Origin of the sequence: Streptomyces sp. NPDC052721 (assembly GCF_040678315.1) — a bacterium.
Taxonomy (GTDB): Bacteria; Actinomycetota; Actinomycetes; order Streptomycetales; family Streptomycetaceae; genus Streptomyces.
The window spans coordinates 229,341-246,606 of record NZ_JBFATL010000001.1; the positions used below are offsets into that span (position 1 = coordinate 229,341).

General features: G+C 70.4%; 16 protein-coding genes. 8 read left to right on the forward strand and 8 right to left on the reverse strand.

Translation table 11 applies throughout. The features are described from left to right. Window positions 1–85: 85 nt before the first annotated feature. Window positions 86–517, forward strand: coding sequence for a VOC family protein (locus AB0L21_RS01095; RefSeq protein WP_365781479.1), 432 nt, complete (start codon window positions 86–88; stop codon window positions 515–517). A gap of 15 nt (window positions 518–532) precedes the next feature. Here AB0L21_RS01095 and AB0L21_RS01100 read toward each other — a convergent pair whose 3' ends face one another. Together AB0L21_RS01100 and AB0L21_RS01105 are read right to left on the reverse strand one after the other, a co-directional pair. Then, entirely contained in the window at window positions 533–1,087 is a 555-nt protein-coding gene (locus tag AB0L21_RS01100) for a methylated-DNA--[protein]-cysteine S-methyltransferase (protein ID WP_365698786.1), read from the reverse strand. A gap of 41 nt (window positions 1,088–1,128) precedes the next feature. Then, window positions 1,129–2,001: a glycerophosphodiester phosphodiesterase family protein gene (locus AB0L21_RS01105; RefSeq protein ID WP_365781481.1), complete on the reverse strand. Its 873-nt coding sequence runs from the start codon at window positions 1,999–2,001 to the stop codon at window positions 1,129–1,131. Between the two features lie 277 nt (window positions 2,002–2,278). On the opposite strand from AB0L21_RS01105, the gene AB0L21_RS01110 reads away from it, so the two are divergent. From AB0L21_RS01110 to AB0L21_RS01135, 6 genes are all read left to right on the forward strand, one after another. Continuing rightward, the gene (locus AB0L21_RS01110; protein WP_365698788.1) at window positions 2,279–3,157 is read left to right on the forward strand and encodes an MHYT domain-containing protein; all 879 of its coding nucleotides are present in this window, start codon (window positions 2,279–2,281) and stop codon (window positions 3,155–3,157) included. Between the two features lie 40 nt (window positions 3,158–3,197). After that, window positions 3,198–5,345: an excinuclease ABC subunit UvrB gene (uvrB, locus tag AB0L21_RS01115; protein WP_365698789.1), complete on the forward strand. Its 2,148-nt coding sequence runs from the start codon at window positions 3,198–3,200 to the stop codon at window positions 5,343–5,345. A gap of 172 nt (window positions 5,346–5,517) precedes the next feature. After that, window positions 5,518–6,096 (forward strand): TerD family protein, encoded by a 579-nt coding sequence (locus AB0L21_RS01120; RefSeq protein ID WP_365781483.1) that lies wholly within the window; start codon window positions 5,518–5,520, stop codon window positions 6,094–6,096. Between the two features lie 63 nt (window positions 6,097–6,159). Continuing rightward, window positions 6,160–8,187: a TerD family protein gene (locus AB0L21_RS01125; protein ID WP_365781485.1), complete on the forward strand. Its 2,028-nt coding sequence runs from the start codon at window positions 6,160–6,162 to the stop codon at window positions 8,185–8,187. A gap of 225 nt (window positions 8,188–8,412) precedes the next feature. Further along, complete coding sequence (locus AB0L21_RS01130) at window positions 8,413–9,414, forward strand: TerC family protein (protein WP_365698791.1); 1,002 nt, start codon at window positions 8,413–8,415, stop codon at window positions 9,412–9,414. A 242-nt stretch (window positions 9,415–9,656) separates the two neighbouring features. Next, entirely contained in the window at window positions 9,657–10,757 is a 1,101-nt protein-coding gene (locus AB0L21_RS01135) for an ionic transporter y4hA (RefSeq protein ID WP_365781487.1), read from the forward strand. 27 nt (window positions 10,758–10,784) lie between these two features. On the opposite strand, the gene AB0L21_RS01140 is transcribed toward AB0L21_RS01135, so the two are convergent. Next, window positions 10,785–12,056, reverse strand: coding sequence for an MFS transporter (locus tag AB0L21_RS01140; protein WP_365781656.1), 1,272 nt, complete (start codon window positions 12,054–12,056; stop codon window positions 10,785–10,787). 209 nt (window positions 12,057–12,265) lie between these two features. On the opposite strand from AB0L21_RS01140, the gene aroQ reads away from it, so the two are divergent. After that, window positions 12,266–12,739: a type II 3-dehydroquinate dehydratase gene (gene aroQ / locus AB0L21_RS01145; RefSeq protein ID WP_365698794.1), complete on the forward strand. Its 474-nt coding sequence runs from the start codon at window positions 12,266–12,268 to the stop codon at window positions 12,737–12,739. Between the two features lie 14 nt (window positions 12,740–12,753). On the opposite strand, the gene AB0L21_RS01150 is transcribed toward aroQ, so the two are convergent. From AB0L21_RS01150 to AB0L21_RS01170, 5 genes are all read right to left on the reverse strand, one after another. Next, the gene (locus AB0L21_RS01150; protein WP_365698961.1) at window positions 12,754–13,482 is read right to left on the reverse strand and encodes an amino acid ABC transporter ATP-binding protein; all 729 of its coding nucleotides are present in this window, start codon (window positions 13,480–13,482) and stop codon (window positions 12,754–12,756) included. A 68-nt stretch (window positions 13,483–13,550) separates the two neighbouring features. Then, complete coding sequence (locus tag AB0L21_RS01155) at window positions 13,551–14,486, reverse strand: amino acid ABC transporter permease (RefSeq protein ID WP_365781489.1); 936 nt, start codon at window positions 14,484–14,486, stop codon at window positions 13,551–13,553. Continuing rightward, window positions 14,483–15,367 (reverse strand): ABC transporter substrate-binding protein, encoded by an 885-nt coding sequence (locus AB0L21_RS01160; protein WP_365781491.1) that lies wholly within the window; start codon window positions 15,365–15,367, stop codon window positions 14,483–14,485. Before AB0L21_RS01160 ends, AB0L21_RS01155 begins: the two co-directional genes overlap by 4 nt. Window positions 15,368–15,777: 410 nt before the next feature. Next, a complete protein-coding gene (locus AB0L21_RS01165) occupies window positions 15,778–16,434 on the reverse strand; it encodes an MBL fold metallo-hydrolase (RefSeq protein ID WP_365781493.1) in 657 nt (218 codons plus the stop codon). Between the two features lie 67 nt (window positions 16,435–16,501). Next, the gene (locus AB0L21_RS01170; RefSeq protein WP_365781495.1) at window positions 16,502–17,188 is read right to left on the reverse strand and encodes a maleylpyruvate isomerase family mycothiol-dependent enzyme; all 687 of its coding nucleotides are present in this window, start codon (window positions 17,186–17,188) and stop codon (window positions 16,502–16,504) included. Window positions 17,189–17,266 lie beyond the last annotated feature (78 nt).

Sequence of the window (17,266 nt, forward strand, 5' to 3'; positions counted from 1 at the left end):
TCCGTCGGTCCTTCCTAGTCTCTGGCGGGCACCGGCCACGGATAAACGCTTGTGGCCTGTCGGGGAGACCACCAGCCTGGTGCACATGAGGAACAACACCACGCGCCTCGACCACGTCGTCCTGTGGGTGGCCGACCCGGTCGCCGCCGCCGTCTTCTACGAGACGGCCGTGGGCCTGGAGCCGGTCAGGGTCGCAGAGTTCGTGGAGGGGAAGGTGGCCTTCCCCTCCGTGCGCGTCAACGAGGACACCATCCTCGATCTGGCCCCGCACACCTTCGTCGAGCGGATGAGGATGCTGCCCGGTTCCGCCGGCAGCGCGGGCCACCCCGTCAACCACGTCTGCCTGTCGCTGCCGGCCGAGGCCTTCGACGCCCTGCGCGCCCGCCTGGAGGATCACGGCGTCCCCGTGTCGGGCATCGACCACGGCCTGTCCGGCGCCCGCGGCAACGCCACGCGCAGCTTCTACTTCCGTGACCCGGACGGCAACGTCTTCGAGGCCCGGCACTACGACGACTAGCCGCGCCCCGGCCGGTCAGAACAGCGGTTCCGGAAGCACACCCTCCAGGGCGAGCAGCTTCCGCTTGGTCTCCAGCCCGCCCCCGAAACCGCCGATGCCGCCACCGCTCTCCACGACCCGGTGGCACGGCACGACCACCGGCAGCGGATTGGCGCCCATCGCCGCGCCGACCGCCTGCGCCCCGCCGGGCTGCCCGACCCGGCCCGCCAGATCGCCGTATCCCACCACGGTGCCGTACGGCACACCGGAGGCCAGCTCGCGCAGGACCTGCCGGTTGAAACCGGAGATCAGCGACCAGTCCAACGGCAGATCGAAGTCGTGCCGCTCGCCCGCGAAGTACGCCCGCAGCTGGCGTATCGCCTCGGCCAGCAGCGGCGAGTCCGGATCCTCCACGGGCTCGCCACCCAGCCGTGCGGCCAGCCGCTCCAGCGCCCGGTCGCGCACCGCGTCCGAGGCGTGGAAGACGACGTTGACCAGGCCGTCGCGGGTCGCCGCCAGCATCAGCGGGCCGATGTCCGTGCCGACGACGGCCCACACGACCCGCTGCTCACCCTGCCCATGGCTGTCCATGCGCCTACGGTACGACCCGCCGCTGACAACGCCGGCCCGGCTCAGTCCGAACCCAGCGCCGCACGCACCACGTCGGGTTTGTTGGTGATGATCCCGTCGACCCCGTATCCGGCGACTTTGCGGGCGGTGGCCGCGTCGTCCACCGTCCAGGCGAAGAGTTCGAGCGGCCGGCCGTGCGGTCCGTCCACGGCGTGCACGGAGGCGACGTACCCCCGGGAGAGGGACCCGTACGAGGGATTGATCAGATCCGTGAAGGGCGCGAACCGATGCAGCTCCGCCACCGTGGGCGCACCGAGGTAGCCGGTGACGACCGCCGGCTTCAGCTCGTGCACGGTCCGCACGCTGTCGACGCTGAAGCTCTGCACGATCAGCCGCCCCAGGTGCCTGCCGTCCAGCCAGCCCTCGTTGCCGAGGAGCTTCAGCGTCTGCCGCTCGATGCCCGGGTACAGCTCCGGATTCTTGATCTCCAGGAGAAGTTTCTCGTGGTTGCGCTCGATCCGGCGCATGTACTCCTTCAGCGTCGGCACGCGCGCGCCCGCGTAGACGGGGGAGAACCAGCTGCCCGCGTCCAGCCGGGCGATCTCGGCGGCGGTGAAGTCCCGCACCTTCCACGGCGCCCGGCCGGGGAAGACCTCCTCGACGTTCGTGGTGCGCTGCAGGGTGTCGTCGTGCAGGACGACCAGCTCGCCGTCCCTGGTCCGCTGGACGTCGTTCTCGACCCAGGAGAAGCCCAGCTCGGCGGCCTTGTCGACGGCGGCCAGCGTGTTCTCGGGTGCGTAGGCGGAGGCGCCCCGGTGGGCGATCACCGTGGGCTGGCCGTGTTCGCCTGCCCGGGCATCGGACGTGGGGCTCAGCAGGGCGGTCACCGTCCCCAGGGCCGCGGCGACCGGGGCGGCGACTACGCGCGCGTACATGCGTACTCCTCGCGTCGAACGGATACCGACAGCAACAGACTGACAGCACTGAGTCAACGGCGCTCGGCGCACGACGGCCACACAGTGAATGGAGATGTCCAAGTCCGCTCACCGGTGCCGCACAACTGCGGCAAGGCCGTGTTTCTTTGCCGGAAAATCGTTCGACCATTCCGGTGGGGGTCATACTCTCTGCGACAACCCTGACCGCCCGTGCGGTCCTGGGACGGGGGCATATTCAGGTTTTCCGGGACACAAGAAGGCGGAAGGGCAGCCGCGGATGCAAGGCACGGTCGACGGATTCAGCTACGGGGCCGTCACCCCGTTGGTGGCCTACCTGATGGCGTGCCTCGGAGGCGCCCTCGGCCTGCGCTGCACCACACGGTCTCTGCTGGTCACACATGCACGGCGGCCCGCCTGGCTGGCCCTCGGCTCGGCGGCGATCGGCTCCGGCATTTGGACCATGCACTTCGTCGCCATGATGGGCTTCAGCATCAAGGAGACGCCGCTCCACTACGACAAGCCGATCACCTACGCGAGCCTCGGCCTCGCCATCGTCATGGTCGGCATCGGGATCTTCATCGTCGGCTACCGGGGCGCCACCGGCACCCCCCTCTTCACCGGCGGCACGATCACCGGTCTGGGCGTCGCCTCGATGCACTACCTCGGCATGGCGGGCGTCCGCTTCCACGGACGGTTCACCTACAACACGTTCACCGTCGCCGCCTCCGTCGTCATAGCGGTCGTGGCCGCCACCGCCGCCCTGTGGGCCGCCGGACAGGTGCGGGGCTTCCTGTGGAGCGTCGGTGCGAGCCTCGTCATGGGGCTGGCGGTCAGCGGCATGCACTACACCGGCATGGCCGCCCTGAGCGTCCACCTCGACGGCGCCTCCCACACCGCCGGGGGAGCGCCCGCCGCGTCCGTGCTGGCGCCGATGCTGGTCGGTCCGCTCGCCTTCCTGCTCCTCGCGGGCGTCGTCGTGATCTTCGACCCGCTGATGGTGATGGGCCGCCCCGACTGGAGGCCCGTCGAGCAGAAACCGGGCGTCCCGGCCGCCGCCGTCGCGTCCCACGCCGACCGCCGCCCCGCCGTTCAGGACGGACGCCGGCCGGTGCGCCGACCCGAGCACCACGCCTCCCGCACCCCGCAGAACCGCTGATCGGAGCCCGTTGTCAGTGCGGGGTCGTACGGTTGATGTCATGCGGCCCGTTTCCCACATCGAACGCACGGTGGCGCCCTTCGAGGTCGTCAGCTCCTACCAGCCCAGCGGCGACCAGCCGGCGGCCATCGCCGAGCTGGCCAAGCGCATCGAGGCCGGTGAGAAGGATGTCGTCCTCCTGGGCGCGACCGGCACCGGCAAGTCCGCCACCACCGCGTGGATGATCGAGCAGCTCCAGCGCCCCACCCTGGTGATGGCGCCGAACAAGACGCTGGCCGCCCAGCTGGCCAACGAGTTCCGCGAGCTGCTGCCGAACAACGCCGTCGAGTACTTCGTCTCGTACTACGACTACTACCAGCCCGAGGCCTACGTCCCGCAGTCGGACACCTACATCGAGAAGGACTCCTCGATCAACGAGGAGGTCGAGCGTCTGCGCCACTCGGCCACCAACTCGCTGCTCACCCGCCGCGACGTCGTCGTGGTCGCCTCGGTGTCCTGCATCTACGGCCTCGGTACTCCTCAGGAGTACGTGGACCGCATGGTCACCCTCAGGGTCGGCGACGAGATCGACCGGGACGAGCTGCTGCGCCGCTTCGTCGACATCCAGTACGCGCGCAACGACATGGCCTTCACCCGCGGTACCTTCCGGGTCCGCGGCGACACCATCGAGATCTTCCCGGTCTACGAGGAGCTGGCCGTCCGCATCGAGATGTTCGGCGACGAGATCGAGGCGCTGTCCACCCTGCACCCGGTCACCGGCGAGATCATCAGCGACGACCAGCAGCTCTACGTCTTTCCCGCCTCCCACTACGTCGCCGGCCCCGAGCGCATGGAACGGGCCATCAACGACATCGAGAAGGAGCTGGGGGAGCGCCTGGCCGAGCTGGAGAAGCAGGGCAAGCTCCTGGAGGCCCAGCGCCTGCGGATGCGCACCACGTACGACATCGAGATGCTCCGCCAGATCGGCACCTGCTCCGGCGTGGAGAACTACTCGATGCACTTCGACGGCCGCTTGCCGGGCTCCCCGCCCAACACGCTGCTGGACTACTTCCCGGACGACTTCCTGCTCGTCATCGACGAGTCGCACGTCACCGTCCCGCAGATCGGCGCGATGTACGAGGGCGACGCCTCCCGCAAGCGCACCCTCGTGGACCACGGCTTCCGCCTGCCCTCCGCCCTGGACAACCGCCCCCTGAAGTGGGAGGAGTTCCAGGAGCGCATCGGGCAGACCGTCTACCTGTCGGCCACCCCGGGTCCCTACGAGCTGTCGCGTTCGGACGGCTTCGTGGAGCAGATCATCCGCCCGACCGGCCTGGTCGACCCGGAGGTCGTGGTCAAGCCCACCGAGGGCCAGATCGACGACCTGGTGCACGAGATCCGCAAGCGCACCGAGAAGGACGAGCGGGTCCTCGTCACCACGCTGACCAAGAAGATGGCCGAGGACCTCACCGACTACTTCCTGGAACTCGGCATCCAGGTGCGCTATCTGCACAGCGACGTCGACACCCTGCGCCGCGTCGAGCTGCTGCGCGAACTGCGCGCCGGTGAGTACGACGTCCTGGTCGGCATCAACCTGCTCCGTGAGGGCCTCGACCTGCCCGAGGTGTCGCTGGTGGCGATCCTGGACGCCGACAAGGAGGGCTTCCTGCGCTCGGGCACCTCGCTGATCCAGACCATCGGCCGCGCGGCGCGCAACGTCTCCGGCCAGGTCCACATGTACGCCGACAAGATCACCCCGGCGATGGAGAAGGCCATCGAGGAGACCAACCGCCGCCGGGAGAAGCAGATCGCCTACAACAAGGCGAACGGCATCGACCCGCAGCCGCTGCGCAAGAAGATCAACGACATCGTCGCCCAGATCGCCCGCGAGGAGGTCGACACCGAACAGCTCCTCGGCTCCGGGTACCGCAAGACGAAGGACGGCAAGGGAGCGAAGGCGCCCGTTCCGTCGCTCGGCGACAAGGCGGCCAAGGGCGCGAAGGCAGGAAAGGCCGCCAGGACGGCCAAGGGCAAGGCGGTTCCCACGGACCGTCCGGCGGCCGAACTGGCGGAGCAGATCGAGGAGATGACCGAACGCATGCGTGCCGCCGCCGCGGAGCTGCAGTTCGAGATCGCGGCCCGGCTGCGCGACGAGGTCTCCGAGATGAAGAAGGAGCTGCGCCAGATGCGGGAGGCCGGCCTCGCCTGAGTCTTGGCCCGGTACCACCCCTCGGCCCGAACGCCAAGTGTTGCAACCCCGACACAAAGCGCGGGCCGGGGGTCGGCACTGTCCGTGGCCCTGCGTAGGGTTCTGAACAACCGCGCGGTGCGCAGCAACGGCTCGGCGCGGCAACAGGGGACCGTCGAGAGGGGATTCAGCCGTGTCCGTCAACTTGTCCAAGGGTCAGGCCATCAGCCTGGAGAAGAAGGACGGGGCCACCCTGACGGCGGTCCGCATGGGACTCGGCTGGCAGGCGGCCAAGCGGCGCGGCCTGTTCGGCTCCCGTACCCGCGAGATCGACCTGGACGCCTCGGCGGTCCTCTTCGCGGGTGCGGAACCCAAGGACGTCGTCTTCTTCCGCCACCTGGTCAGCGACGACGGTTCCGTGCGCCACACCGGTGACAACCTCGTCGGCGGTGCCGGCCAGGGCGGGGACGACGAGGCCATCCTGGTGGACCTCCAGCGCGTCCCGGTCCACATCGACCAGATCGTCTTCACGGTCAACTCCTTCACCGGCCAGACCTTCGAGGAGGTGCAGAACGCCTTCTGCCGGCTCGTGGACGAGACCAACGGCCAGGAACTGGCCCGCTACACCCTGGCGGGCGGCGGCGAGTACACCGCACAGATCATGGCCAAGGTGCACCGGGCAGGCTCCGGCTGGACGATGACGGCCATCGGCGCCCCGGCCAGGGGCCGTACCTTCCAGGACCTGATGCCGGCGATCCTGCCGCACCTCTAGCACCGGACCGCCCGCCCACCCGGCGCGGCACGCACGACCGAACGACCCAGGGGGGCGACGGCGATGGGGGCCGAGCTGGTGCGGGGGCAGAACCACCTGCTGTCCCAGGTCCGGCTGGAGATCCGGATCTCGGCCGGAGTGCCGGTCCTGGCCGGAGCCACACTCGGCGACGAGCACGGCACGGTGCACGGCCGCCAGTGGGTGGCCCACCCCGGCACCCCCGCCCTGCCCGGCGTGGAGGCGCCCAGGCAGGTGGCCGCCGAGCACCGCCTGGCCGTCGACCTGGCCGCCCTGCCCGAGGCCGTGCACCGCGTCGACGTGTTCCTCGCCCTGCCCGCCGGCACGGCAGGCCCGCTCGGCTTCGCTGCCGTCCCGGCCCCACACACCACGGTGAGCGGCCTCGACGGCACCGAACTGGCCTGTTACACCCTCACCGGCCTGGACACCGAGACGGCCGTGATCGCCCTGGAGCTGTACCGCAGGCAGGGCGCCTGGAAAGTGCGTGCGATGGGCCAGGGCTATGCGAGCGGTCTCCCCGCCCTCCTCGCCGACCAGGGGCTGCGCGACGCGGACGACCTCGCGACGGCCATCCAGGAGGCGGCGGCCCAGAGCCTGCCCGGCGCGGCACCCGTACCGCCGGCCGATCACGGCCCGCGGACCACCTCCGCTTCCGCACCGCAGGCCTCGCCCACCCATCAAGCGGTGTCCGCACCTCAGCCCACCACCACTGCACAGTCCACTACCGCTTCCCAGCCAGCGTCGGATTCTCAGCCCGCCACCGTGTCCCAGTCGTCCGCTTCCGGGCCGGGGGAACCACCACGTTCGCACGACTCACGGAGCCCTGACGAGGATGGCGGCCCCGATCCCCACCAGCCCGGCGGCCCGGTCGACTACACGCACCCGCGCCGCACCCGCGGCATTCCGTCCCCGCCCCCGGCCCTCCCGGTCGCCGACGGACAGCCCGCTCGGCCCGTTGCCGGAGACGCCGTGGGCTGGTCGATGGAGGAACGGCTGTACAACCAGGTCTGGGGCATGTTCGAGGACCTCGCCCGCACCACGGCCGCCTACCGGAGCGCCGTCGACTTCGCCGACTCCCGCCTGGAGAAGGAACTGGACCAGGCCCTCGCCGATCCCCGCACGCGGCTCGGCACGGCGGGCGATGCCGCTCGCGAGGCGGCCCGCGCTCGCCGGACCCAGCTGGCCGGCCAAGCACGGGCAGCCTTCGATCGTGACCTCGCCCAGCTCATCGCGGAGGCCGAGGTGGTCGAGCCCGCGCTCCCGCCCGCCTACGCCCGCTGGGACAGCCCCGTCTGGCACGCCTACCGCGTCCCTGCCGAGCCGCCGATGGCGCTGCGGCTCGGTGACCTCCACCTGCCCAAGAGCGCGCCCTTGCGCATCCCCCTGCTGGTGAGGCTCCCTCTGGAGAGGGGTTTGTGGATCGACAGCGGTACGTCTGCGGCCGGCGACGCTCACCTGCCGGACTCCGCCGAGCTGCGGCACCTGGCCATGTCCGTGGCCGTCGCCCTCGCGGCGCGCTTGCTCGCCGTACACCCGGCCGGGGAGTTCGCCGTGCAGGTCGTCGACCCTGCCGGTGCCGCGACCCACGCGCTGCTGCCGCTGACGCGGGCCGGGGTTCTCGCGGCGCCGCCCGCGACCGGGGCGGCGGGGGTCTCGCGGATGCTGGAGAGGCTCACCCGGCGGGTCGACCTGGTGCAGATGGCGGTGCGCGGCGGCGCGGCCGAATCGCTGCCGGCCGATGTGGACACCGCCCAGCAGCTCCTGATCGTCAACGACTTCCCGCACGGGTTCGACGACCGGTCGGTGACCCGGCTCCGCTATCTCGCCGACGAGGGTCCGGCCGTCGGCGTACACCTCCTGCTCGTCGCCGACCGTGAGGAGGCCGCCGCCTACGGCCCCTTGCTCGATCCGCTGTGGCGTTCGCTGTTGCGACTCACGCCCCTGCCCGACGACCATCTCTCCGATCCGTGGATCGGTCACGCCTGGACGTACGAACCCTCGCTGGCCCCGGCCGCCGACCGGATCGTGCACGATGTGCTCACCGAGGTGGCCAGAGCCCGCACCAAGCGATAGTAAAGGTGTCCTGACCAGGAAACTTGGTGCTTCTTTTACTTATCGCTTTACCTTTACTTGGTGATTGGGGTACAGTCTTCCGTACGGAGGGGAGTACTCCTTGACTGCGGCGCACCCGTCAGTACGGACCGGTCCGGTCCCGGGGCGTCGGCCCATCACGGGTGGAAGAGACCTCCGGCAGCGACAACGCTGATGTGTTTGCCGTCACGTAATGCCGGAGGTGCAGTGGAAGTCTCCATGACCCTATGGGTCCTCACCATCGCGGGTCTCGCCGCCCTGATCGCGGTCGACTTCTTCATCGGCCGCAAGCCGCATGAGGTGTCGATCAAGGAAGCGGGTATCTGGACAGCCGTCTGGATCGCCCTGGCCGGCCTCTTCGGTCTCGGTCTCCTCGTCTTCGGTGGCGGGCAGCCGGCCGGTGAGTTCTTCGCGGGCTTCATCACCGAGAAGTCGCTGAGCGTCGACAATCTCTTCGTCTTCGTGCTGATCATGGCGAAGTTCGCGGTTCCCGCGCAGTACCAGCAGCGCGTCCTCCTCGTCGGCGTCCTCATAGCCCTGGTCCTGCGGGCCGTCTTCATCGCCGCCGGGGCCGCGATCCTCGCCAGCTTCTCCTGGGTGTTCTACCTCTTCGGCGCCTTCCTGATCTGGACCGCCTGGAAGCTCATCCAGGAGGCCCGTACGGACGAGGCCGACGAGGAGTACGAGGAGAACAAGCTGCTGAAGGCCGCTGAGCGCAAGTTCGGCGTGGCCGACCGGTACCACGGCACCAAGCTGTGGATCCAGCAGAACGGCAAGCGCGTCATGACCCCGATGCTGGTCGTGATGCTCGCCATCGGCACCACGGACGTGCTGTTCGCCCTGGACTCCATTCCCGCGATCTTCGGCCTCACCCAGGACCCGTACATCGTTTTCACCGCCAACGCGTTCGCCCTCATGGGTCTGCGTCAGCTGTACTTCCTCATCGGCGGGCTGCTCAAGAAGCTGGTCCACCTCTCGTACGGGCTGTCGATCATCCTCGGCTTCATCGGCGTCAAGCTGGTGCTGCACGCCCTGCACGAGTCCGGCGTCCACGTGCCCGAGATCAGCATCCCGGTCTCGCTCGGCGTGATCTGCGCGGTCCTGGCCGTCACCACGGTCACCAGCCTGCTGGCCTCCAGGAAGCAGGCGGCCGTCGAGGCGGCGCACGCCGACGGCGAAGGCGCTCGCAAGAGCAGCGTCGATGTCTGACCGGGGCGCGGTGGAAGCCCGCGATCCCACATAGCCGCACAGCGAGTGGGGGCATTGGCCCTCGCAGGGCCCATGAGCCCTCGGCGGGGTCAAGCCCCCCGCGAGGCCTCATCGCCCTCGGCGGCGTCTCGTCGCGATGCGGAGGCCCGGTCCCACCGGCGCCGGGCCCCGCACCGGAAAGGATGAGAGGTATCCGGAAAGAACGGAATGCGAACCCTCTACGCCTCTGCGACCATCGCCGCATGATCACTCGGCTCCGGTCGCTCACCCGACAATGGACGATCCTCGTGCCGGTGCTCGCGGTCGTCCTGCTGGTCTTCGCCTGGGGCCGGGACCTGCCCGGCGCGGTCGTCGGCCTGGTGACCCTCGTGCTCGCCGGTGCCGTCCTGGCAGCCGTGCACCACGCCGAGGTGGTAGCCCACCGAGTCGGCGAGCCCTTCGGCTCCCTGGTGCTCGCCATCGCCGTCACGATCATCGAGGTGGCCTTGATCGTCACCCTCATGGCCGACGGCGGCGACAAGAGTGCCACCCTGGCCCGGGACACCGTCTTCGCCGCCGTGATGATCACCTGCAACGGCGTCGTCGGGATCTGTCTGCTCGTGGCATCCCTGCGGCACGGCACGGCCGTCTTCAACCCCGAGGGCACCGGCGCGGCGCTGGCGACCGTGGCGACACTGGCCACGCTCAGCCTGGTGCTGCCGACCTTCACCACGAGCAAGCCCGGACCCGAGTTCTCCACCGTCCAGCTGACCTTCGCCGCGCTGTCCTCACTGATCCTGTACGGGCTGTTCGTGGCCACCCAGACCGTGCGCCATCGCGACTACTTCCTGCCCATCACCCGGCAGGGCGAGGTCATCACCGCCGACGACCACGCCCGGCCCCCGTCCGCGCGCACCGCCTGGACCAGCCTCGGCCTGCTCGGGCTGGCGCTGATCGGCGTGGTCGGCCTGGCCAAAGGCGTGTCGCCCACGATCGAGTCGGGTGTGGCGGCGGCGGGCCTGCACCACGCTGTCGTCGGCGTGATCATCGCCCTGCTCGTCCTGCTGCCCGAGACCATCGCGGCGCTGCGCTCCGCTCGCCGCGACCGCGTACAGACCAGCCTCAACCTCGCGCTCGGCTCCGCGATGGCCAGCATCGGCCTGACCATCCCAGCCGTGGCGCTCGCGTCCGTGTGGCTGTCCGGGCCGCTCGTCCTCGGCCTCGGCGCGACCCACATGCTGCTGCTCGCGCTGACCGTGGTGGTCAGTTCCCTGACCGTCGTGCCGGGCCGGGCCACACCCCTCCAGGGGGGTGTCCACCTGGTGCTGTTCGCCGCCTACCTGGAACTGGCGATCAACCCGTAGCGGGCGGGGAAGTCCCCGATGCGTCCGTCAGCCCGTGACCGGCTCGACCGCCGGCACCAGCACCGGCCGCGTCTCCGGCAGCAATGCGAAACAGACCAGGCTGATCAGCGCGATGCCCGTCAGGTACGCCCCCACGCCCCAGGGGACCCGCCCGCCCTGCTCCGCGAGCGCCGTGGCCACGATCGGAGTGAGGGCGCCACCGAAGACCCCGCCGAGGTTGTAGCCCACGGCTGCGCCCGTGCAGCGCACCCGGGCCTCGTACAGTTCCGGCAGATACGCGGCGATCACCGCGAACATGGTGACGAAGGCGAGCAGGGCGCCCAGGATCGCGAGGAACATCAGCAGCGGCTCGCCGGTCGCCAGGAGGGCGACCATCGGGAGCATCCACAGGACGCAGGCCGCGCACCCTGTCAGACACAGCGGCCGGCGTCCGTACCGGTCGCCGAACAGCGCCACGACGGGCGTGAGCGCGCCCTTCACCAGCACCGCGCCCATGACGCACATCAGCATGACCGTACGGCTCACGCCGAGCCGTTCCGTCGCGTAGGCCAGCGACCAGGTCGTCACCGCGTAGAACACCGCGTAACCGACCGCGAGCGCTCCGGCCGTCAGCAGCACCAGCCGCCCGTGGTGCCGTACGACCTCCACGAGCGGCACACGCGCATGGTCGTCGATCTCCAGGAATCGGGGACTCTCCCGGAGGGAGGAGCGCAGCCACAGACCAGCCAGCGCGAGGACGCCGGCCGCCCAGAACGGCACGCGCCAGCCCCACCGGGCGAACTCCGCGTCGGACAGCACTGCCGACAGCGCGAGCATCACCCCGTTGGCCAGGACGAAGCCGAGCGCCGGCCCGATCTGGGGGAAGCTCGACCACAGGGCACGCCGTCCGGCGGGAGCGTGTTCGGCGGTCAGCAGCACCGCCCCGCCCCACTCACCGCCGAGCCCCAGACCCTGCAGGAAACGCAGCACGAGCAGCAGTGCGGGGGCGGCCACGCCGATGGTTCCGTAGGACGGCACACAGCCGACCGCGACTGTCGAGGCGCCGGTGAGCAGCAGCGAGACGACGAGCACCGGACGCCGTCCCCGCCGGTCCCCGAGGTGCCCGAAGATCACCGAGCCCAGCGGCCGGGCCACGAACCCCACCCCGAACGTCCCGAACGCCGCCAGCGTCCCGGCGACCGGCGAGAACGTCGGGAAGAACAGCGGCCCCAGGACCAGAGCCGCCGCGGTCCCGTAGACGAAGAAGTCGTAGAACTCGATCGCTGTCCCAGCGAGCGAGGCGGCGGCGAGCCGCGGCATGGACGGGGTGCTTACCGCGCGTACATCGTGCATGCCGCGTCAACTACCCCTAGTGATCAAGGGTTACGGGGGCGCGGGGAGGTGATGCGGGACCTGGGTGCGCGCCGTGGCGACCGGCGTGCGGGGCACGCTGTCCGCGCCGGCCGGCGTGATAGACCGGGTGCGAGCAGCGGTCGTAGACGCACCGCACCGAACGGACCGGAGGAACCGTGCCCCGCACCCTGGCCAACGCCCCGATCATGATCCTCAACGGGCCCAACCTGAACCTCCTCGGTCAGCGACAGCCCGAGATCTACGGCAACGAGACGCTGGCCGACGTGGAGGCGCTGTGTGCCAAGGCGGCGGCCGCGCACGGCGGCACGGTCGACTTCCGGCAGTCCAACCACGAGGGGGAGCTGGTCGACTGGATCCACGAGGCGCGGCTCGGTCACTGCGGGATCGTCATCAACCCCGGCGCCTACTCGCACACGTCGGTCGCCATCCTGGACGCGCTCAACACCTGTGACGGCATGCCCGTGCTGGAGGTGCACATCTCCAACATCCACCGGCGTGAATCGTTCCGGCACCACTCCTACGTCTCGCTGCGCGCCGACGGCGTGATCGCGGGATGCGGAGTGCAGGGCTATGTGTTCGGCGTGGAGCGGGTCGCGGCACTGGTCGGGGCGGCGCGAGCGGACGTGTGACCCGCGCGGGGGACTTACAGCCGGCCCGCCTCCACGATCCGCCGCAGGAAGCGCCGCGTGCGCTCCTGCTGCGGGTCGCCGAAGACCTGCTCGGCGGTGCCGCGCTCCAGCACGACCCCGCCGTCCAGGAAGCAGACCTGGTCGGCGACGTCCCGCGCGAAGCCCATCTCGTGCGTGGCCAGCACCATGGTCATGCCCTCGTCCTTCAGGCCACGCACCACCTCCAGTACCTCGCCCACCAGCTCTGGGTCGAGCGCGGCCGTGATCTCGTCCAGCAGCAACAGCCGGGGCCGCACCGCGAGGGCCCGTACGATCGCCACACGCTGCTGCTGACCGCCGCTGAGCCGGTCCGGGTAGGCATCGGCCTTGCCGGCCAGCCCGAGGCGCTCCAGCAGCTCCCTGGCCCGTTCCTCGGCCTCCTTGCGGGAGACCCCGTGCACCCGGCGCGGCGCGAGAGTGATGTTGTCCAGCACGGTCATGTGCGGGAACAGGTTGTACGCCTGGAAGACGACGCCGATCCGGCGCCGTACCGCGTCCTGGTCCACGCGCGGGTCGGTGATCTCCTCGCCGTCCAGCCAGATGGCGCCGTCGTCGATCTCCTCCAGGAGGTTGGCGCAGCGCAGCAGCGTGGACTTGCCCGAGCCGGAGGCGCCGATCAGCGCGGTCACCGTGTGCGGGGCGACCTCCAGACCGACGTCCCGCAGGACGACCGATCCGCCGAAGGTCTTGCGGACGGACTCCATCCGCAGCACCGGCGCGTTGCTCACGGGCGTGTTCTCGGGCGTGCTCACAGGGGCTCCTCCCCGGGCGCTCACAGGGACCCTCCCTGGGCCCGCCGCCGGTCCATCCGGGCCGTCACCCAGTCGGTGAACCGGGTCATCGGGATGGTCAGCGCGACGAACACCAGCCCCGCGACGATGTACGGCGTGTAGTTCAGACTGCGGCCCACGACGATGTCGGCCGCCCGTACGGCGTCCACCGCACCCCCGATGGACACCAGACCGGTGTCCTTCTGCAACGACACCAGGTCGTTGAGCAGCGGCGGCACCTGGCGGCGCACCGCCTGCGGCAGGACGACGTAGCGCAGGGCCTGCCGGTTGGTCAGGCCGAGCGAGCGCGCCGCTGCGCGCTGCGAGGGGTGGATCGACTCGATGCCGGCCCGGAACACCTCCGCCACGTACGCGGAGTAGGTCAGCGTCAGCGCCGTGCCGCCGAGCAGCACCGGATCGACCGTCACGCCCTGCAGCCGAAGCGCCGGCACACCCAGGACCACGATCATCAGGTTGATGATCAGCGGCAGACCGCGGAAGAAGTCGGTGTACGCCGCCGCCAGCACCCGCAGCGGGAAGAAGACCGGGCCGCGCAGGGTCCGCGCGACGGCGATCAGCATGCCCAGGACCAGGACGGCGGCACCGCAGATCAGCAGCAGGCGGACGTTCAGCCACAGTCCTTCGAGGACCTTCGGGAACGCCTCGCGCGCGTAGTGCGCGCTGAAGAACGTCTCCTTGGTGCGCGGCCAGCCCGGTGCGTTGACGACGACGAGATAGAGCAGGACGGCCGTGACGAGCGTCGAGAGGGCCGCGACGGCCGTGGCGCGGCGGGCACGCGCGCGTCTGTAGCGCTCGCGCGCCAGACGCCGCTCGGAGGGCGCGTAGCCGTCACCTGGGACACCGTCGCCGGTTCCGCCGGTCATGTCCCCCTTGTCGTCCGCCCCCTCCCGGGCCGACTCTCCCTCGGTGACCGTCACTTCAGCACCGGGGCGTCGACGGCGTCCGAGAGCCACTGCTTCTCGATCCCGGCCAGCGTGCCGTCCTTGCGGAGGGCGTCGACGGCGCCGCTCACGCACGAGGTCAGCGCACTGCCCTTGTCCAGCACGAGCCCGAACTGCTCGGGCGTGCCGCCCTGGTTCTCGAACTGGCCGACGATCTTGGCGTTCGTCACCTCGGCGGCCGTGATGTAGAACGCGGTCGGCAGGTCCGTGACGATGGCGTCGACCTGGCCGTTTTTCAGCGCGGACTTCGCCTGGTCGTTCTTGGCGTAGACGGCCGCGTCCTGTGCCGGCTTCACGACGTCGGTGATGTAGTCGAGGCTCGTGGTGCCGACCTGGGCGCCCAGCTTCAGTTTCTTGAGGTCCGCGATGCTCTTCGCCTGGGCGGCCTTGCCGCCCTTCAGGGCGATGACCGCCTGGCGCACGTCGTAGTAACCGGAGGAGAAGTCCACGGCCTTCTTGCGTTCGGCGCTGATCGATACCTGGTTGATGTCGAAGTCGAACGTCTTCACCCCGGGCGCGAACGCCTTGTTGAACGGCACGCTCTGCCAGACGACCGCGCTCTTGTCGTACCCCAGTTGCTCGGCGACGGCGTAGGCGACGGCTGACTCGAAGCCCTTGCCGTTGGCGGGCTTGTCGTCCTTGAACCAGGGCTCGTACGCCGGTTCGTCCGTCGCGATCGTCAGTTTCCCGGCGGTCCTGGTGGCGAGTTTGCCCTTGGCGCAGCTCTTCGCGGCCGACCCGGACGGGGCGGCCGACGCCTTCTCCTCGGGCTGCGGAGCGCAGCCGACGGCGGTGGCGAGCAGGGCTACGGTGACGGCGGCGACCGCGCGGCGCAGGGCGCGAGGGGCAGGATGCATGGCGGGAGACTGGCAGCGAACGCGGCGTCTGTCCATGTCACGGCGGTGGTTGTCCGCATGCTGGGAACGGGTGTTGCGGCCGTGTGAACGCGGCCGGCCGCAGCCCACGCGCGCGTGAGCCGAGCCTGGGCCGCCGGCCGAGGGCGGGGTTGGAGACCGGCGGCCCCTACCGCTCAGGAGCCGTCATCCTGCGCGGGGCTGCTACCAGTTGACTGCGGTGGACCGGTCTTCGGGAGTGCGCACGGGGGCCCGGTGCGTGCGAAAGGTTCACACGGGGCGCGCGGAGGGGTAGTGCACGCCGGGCGCGTGCACGGCGCGCGCTCGGCGCATGCGTAACTGTCCTGCGTGGGGCGCGCGTACGCCCTGTACGCCGAAGCGCACCCTGGGACGCGAGCCGGTCGGCGCCCCGCTCACCACCCGCGCGCGTGCCACTCCGGCAGATGCGGCCGTTCCGTGCCCAGCGTGGTGTCGTTGCCGTGCCCCGGATAGACCCACGTCTCGTCCGGCAGCACGTCGAAGAGCTTCGTCTCCACGTCGTGGATCAGGCTGGCGAACGCCTTCGGGTCCTTGCGCGTGTTGCCGACACCGCCGGGGAAGAGGCAGTCGCCGGTGAAGACGTGCGGGTGGCCGTGCGGGTCGTCGTAGACCAGCGCGATCGATCCGGGCGTGTGCCCGACCAGATGGCGCGCGGTGAGCTCCACGCGGCCCACCCTGATGACGTCGCCGTCGTCGACGAGGACGTCGGTGGGCACCGGGATGCCGGGGGCGTCTTCACGGCCGGCGTACGTGCGCGCGCCGGTGGCCGCGACGACCTCGGCGAGCGCCTGCCAGTGATCGCCGTGCTGGTGCGTGGTGACGACGGACGCGATGCCGTCGTCACCGATCATGCCGAGGAGCGTCTCCGCCTCGTTGGCGGCGTCGATCAGGAGCTGCTCGTCGGTGGCCCGGCAGCGCAGCAGGTAGGCGTTGTTGTCCATCGGCCCGACCGCGATCTTGGTGATCATCAGGTCTTTCAGCTCGTGCACATCCGCCGGTCCGCCGACCCTGACCTCTCCGGAGTACGTCATGACGGTCAGCCTATAGCGCGCGAGTCCCGGTGGACGGCCGCCCGGGTCGGCCCGCGGACGTTCCGTCCTACAGCGGAGGCAGTTTCGGCAGTGCCCCGCCCCCCGCCTCCAGCGCCGCCCCGTCACGGCGCCCGGCGAGCCAGCCGACCAGGTCCGCCGGCCGGCCGGTGACCGTGATCCCGGGCTCGTCCGCCGCGCGCCCGGTCGTCCACGCGCGCGTGCCGTCCGTGACGAGGGTCGCCGGGATCTCCGGGCGCCCCGAGAACCGCTCGGCGAGGAAGCCGGTCTCCCGCTCCAGGAACTCCGCGGGAAGATCCTCCAGCTCGTACCCGATCCCGAGGTCGACGTGGTGCAGCTCCACCTCCACCCACCGCCGGAACGGCACCCGGGACGCGGAGTCGGTGACTCCGTTGCGCAGTTCCACCGTGCGTGTCCAGTCCGCGGGCGCCTCGCCGGCCGCCTGGAAGCGGGCCGCGCTCTCCCGGACGTCGGCGATCTGAACCTCCACGGGCCGCGGGGCGTCCCGCTCGATGTCGATGTCCCGCGCCTCGGCGCTCGCGTACATGGGACGGCCCTGGAGCACGTTCACGAGCGCGTCCGCGTTGCGGGCGAGATGGGCCAGGACGTGCCCACGGCTCCAGCCCGGAAGCCGTGACGGCGCGGCGAGCGATGCGTTGTCCATGGTGGCGACCGCGGTGAGGAGCCGATCTGTCGCTTCCCGTACACAGGCCAGGTCATGAGCGTGATCCATCATGGCGCCGACCCTAGTCCGGCCACACCTTCGGGTGAAGGTGATGAACCCCGCCCGCAAATCGAATGCACGTGCTATATG

What these genes read in the sequence shown, in the direction of transcription:
- AB0L21_RS01110 (WP_365698788.1), top strand. Translation starts at nt 2,279, where the DNA reads ATGCAAGGCACGGTCGACGGATTCAGCTACGGGGCCGTCACCCCGTTG.
- AB0L21_RS01100 (WP_365698786.1), bottom strand. Translation starts at nt 1,087, where the DNA reads ATGGACAGCCATGGGCAGGGTGAGCAGCGGGTCGTGTGGGCCGTCGTC.
- AB0L21_RS01105 (WP_365781481.1), bottom strand. Translation starts at nt 2,001, where the DNA reads ATGTACGCGCGCGTAGTCGCCGCCCCGGTCGCCGCGGCCCTGGGGACG.
- uvrB (WP_365698789.1), top strand. Translation starts at nt 3,198, where the DNA reads ATGCGGCCCGTTTCCCACATCGAACGCACGGTGGCGCCCTTCGAGGTC.
- AB0L21_RS01125 (WP_365781485.1), top strand. Translation starts at nt 6,160, where the DNA reads ATGGGGGCCGAGCTGGTGCGGGGGCAGAACCACCTGCTGTCCCAGGTC.
- AB0L21_RS01165 (WP_365781493.1), bottom strand. Translation starts at nt 16,434, where the DNA reads ATGACGTACTCCGGAGAGGTCAGGGTCGGCGGACCGGCGGATGTGCAC.
- AB0L21_RS01170 (WP_365781495.1), bottom strand. Translation starts at nt 17,188, where the DNA reads ATGATGGATCACGCTCATGACCTGGCCTGTGTACGGGAAGCGACAGAT.
- AB0L21_RS01160 (WP_365781491.1), bottom strand. Translation starts at nt 15,367, where the DNA reads ATGCATCCTGCCCCTCGCGCCCTGCGCCGCGCGGTCGCCGCCGTCACC.
- AB0L21_RS01140 (WP_365781656.1), bottom strand. Translation starts at nt 12,056, where the DNA reads ATGCCGCGGCTCGCCGCCGCCTCGCTCGCTGGGACAGCGATCGAGTTC.
- AB0L21_RS01095 (WP_365781479.1), top strand. Translation starts at nt 86, where the DNA reads ATGAGGAACAACACCACGCGCCTCGACCACGTCGTCCTGTGGGTGGCC.
- AB0L21_RS01150 (WP_365698961.1), bottom strand. Translation starts at nt 13,482, where the DNA reads ATGGAGTCCGTCCGCAAGACCTTCGGCGGATCGGTCGTCCTGCGGGAC.
- AB0L21_RS01135 (WP_365781487.1), top strand. Translation starts at nt 9,657, where the DNA reads ATGATCACTCGGCTCCGGTCGCTCACCCGACAATGGACGATCCTCGTG.